The 2,782-nt window shown below is 45.0% G+C and carries 3 protein-coding genes; 2 read left to right on the forward strand and 1 reads right to left on the reverse strand.

What is annotated here, in order from left to right; translation table 11 throughout:
* A partial coding sequence (locus GX117_14305) for a hypothetical protein (protein NLO34503.1) occupies nucleotides 1–763 on the reverse strand: 763 nt, incomplete at its 3' end.
* A 602-nt stretch (nucleotides 764–1,365) separates the two neighbouring features.
* Between GX117_14305 and GX117_14310 the strand changes: the two genes are divergently transcribed.
* Nucleotides 1,366–2,289: a PTS transporter subunit EIIA gene (locus GX117_14310; protein ID NLO34504.1), complete on the forward strand. Its 924-nt coding sequence runs from the start codon at nucleotides 1,366–1,368 to the stop codon at nucleotides 2,287–2,289.
* Between the two features lie 43 nt (nucleotides 2,290–2,332).
* Nucleotides 2,333–2,782: hypothetical protein (locus tag GX117_14315; GenBank protein ID NLO34505.1), on the forward strand; the 450-nt coding region annotated here is incomplete at its 3' end.

Raw genomic sequence — 2,782 nt, forward strand, 5'->3', positions numbered from 1 at the left:
CGATTAATCCCACATCGGCAAGGGCAGCTTCTGCATCAGGCAGCAACATTCCTTCTACATCAGGAACTTGTGAAGGTCCCTCCAATAAACAGAGGGCAAGATCGTAGCGATCGCCGGTACGGTATCGGAAAGGATCGTAATCTTCCCTATATTCGCACAATATCTCATTGCCGGAAGAGGAGGACATATGGACAAAGCCTCGTGCTTTAGCAGGATCGTTGGGGTCTGTGGGATCCACACTGCCGGCAAGGTCACCTTTGATAGAAATCCAGCCTTCCCGCAAGTCACAAGCTTCAGGCAATGTCAAGGTATATTTATATATTTTGTAAAATAAATATATCTTACCCGTATATTCTTTGGTAACCAATTGGTTTTCATATTTTTTGTAGACCGCGCCGGGCGTAACCGGATCGGTGGCCGCATTTTCGTAAAAGAAGATGGAAAAGATGTCAGCAAAGCGATCGCCCGGATTTTTGTAGAGGTCCGTTTCCGTACCCCACCAAACAAGTTGTCCAATATCATCGGACACAGTAAAGTCGTCAAAGGGAGTCGGCATATCTGCATACGTGAGGTGTCCCAAAGAGACCACTGTGTCAATCAATCCATCATTTCCCCAAATGCGGGGCTCAGTCCCTATGGTGGGCGGTTGACTGAACAGGGAGCCATCGGGGCACGTTTCCGAAGCTTGTCCATAAACGTTTACAACAGGCAGAAGCAATGCTGCGCTTGCAAGAAAAAGCAGACTATACACAAAGTGTTTCATTCCTCATTCCTTTCCATTTGGCTGATGCAGCCGATTTGTTTTTTCAGTAAATCAAAAATCCTAAAAAAAATATGTTCCTGGTAAATTAAGAAATCAACCGGAAAAGCGTTGAGGCTGATTTTTTTTTGCCACTGAGCTTCACGGCTTCTGTCCTTATTGATGAGGACTTTTTAACTCCTTTCCGGCAATGCCTTTTGCCCGTACCCAACGTAAGCGGGAGAATGATTTATTCGGTTCTTTTTTACAGTTTCTATGAGACGTATGGTTATTATGTATCAAGTAACCGATTACCTCATTAATTCTATCTGATAACACCTAAAATGTCAACCATATTCACGGAAATAAATAGCTTTAAGTATGTGTTCTGTATCTATAGTAATGTCGTGTTGTATCAAATTAGAAAACTTTGTTTTGTCATTAAATTGCAGGCGAGAAGTCTTTTTTTTAATCTCTTTCTATCAAGACAGGCTGACGTGAAGGGAAAGGTATTTTTCTACTCCGTTTCTTCTTGCTATTTTACAATTTTTCCTTGCCTGTGATATACTCTATAGTGTTCTCCCCGCTCTGACCTTATTCACTCCTAATTAATTTGGATTCTTGTAATGAAACCCTTGGCTTATTTTGATGAAACCCTTGTATTATTGCATCCGCAGGTTTCTGATCGTTGGGATTTGATCACACAATTGGTGGATCGTATGCTTGGCAGTCCTGTGTTGCAAGCTCAAAAACACGATATTTCAAGGGCGCTGTTGTTGCAAAAAATAAAAGAACGGGAAGAAGAACGCGCTACAGGGTTAGGGCATGGGGTGGCTTTTCCGCACGCGCGCATTGAAGGGCTCAGCCAACCGGTGGTCGCTTTGGCCCTTGTGGATCCTCCCTTGGATTTCGGCTCTCTTGACGGCAAACCCGTTTCTATTGTGCTTTTGATTGTGGTTCCCGAAGATCAGCCGCAGACGGCGCTTCAGTTGATCGCCCAATCGGCACGGATTTTTGCATCGCCGGAAAAGCGCAGCGCCTTCTTAGCGCAGAGCGGTGTGTCTGCTTTCTATGCCTACATTCAGGAACACGTAGTTGAAAAAGATGTCGTGTTGAAAGCGCGGGATATTATGCGTACGCCTACCCATATCGTTAATCCCGGCACGCCCCTGAAAGAAGTGACGCAGTTGATGAATGAGCAGCGTTTGGACACGGTACCTGTTTGCGAAGAAGACGGCACACTTGTCGGGGAGATTACCTGCGATAATCTTTTCAAGCTGGGCATGCCCCACTTTTTCACACAACTTAAAAGTGTCGCTTTTATACGTGAGTTTGATCCCTTTGAAAAGTACTTTGCTGATGAAAGCCATGCCCTTGCGCAAGACGTGATGGTACGGGATTTTTGCGCCATGCCGCTCAAAGCGACGCTTCTGGAGATTGTCTTTGAATTGGCGATCCATCAGCGGCCCCAAGTTTATATCGTTCAAGATAAAAAATGTATTGGTGTAATCGACCGTATCCTTGTTCTTGAGCGTGTTATTGATGTCTGAATACTGCCTGTCCCCCTATGGGCGTTCATTTTGGAATTAGACCATGATCACTTCAATTATCATATTTTTTGTTGTTTACATTTTAATGGTTACCGAAAAACTCGACCGCGTTCTCGCAACCTTGTTGGGTGCCACTGCCTTGTTCTTATTGCGCGTCATGCCCTACGATGCTGCTTTGGAAAGCATTGATCTTGACGTAATTTTCTTGCTTATCGGCATGATGACCGTTGTGGATATTTTGGCGCAGACGGGCTTGTTTGAATGGGTAGCCATATTTATTGCCCAGCGTGCGTGGGGCAATCCTTTGATCATCCTTATTGGCTTGCTTTCCGCTACCGCCTTGCTCTCCGCATTCTTGGATAACGTTACCACCGTAGTGTTGGTTGCGCCTATAACCATTCTGATCACCCAAATCCTTGAATTACCTACAGCGCCGTTTTTGATTTTGGAAGCCCTGTTTTCAAACATAGGCGGTACTGCCACACTCGTGGGC

Source organism: Candidatus Hydrogenedentota bacterium, assembly GCA_012523015.1.
GTDB lineage: Bacteria > Hydrogenedentota > Hydrogenedentia > Hydrogenedentales > CAITNO01 > JAAYBJ01.

What these genes read in the sequence shown, in the direction of transcription:
- GX117_14310 (NLO34504.1), top strand. Translation starts at nt 1,366, where the DNA reads ATGAAACCCTTGGCTTATTTTGATGAAACCCTTGTATTATTGCATCCG.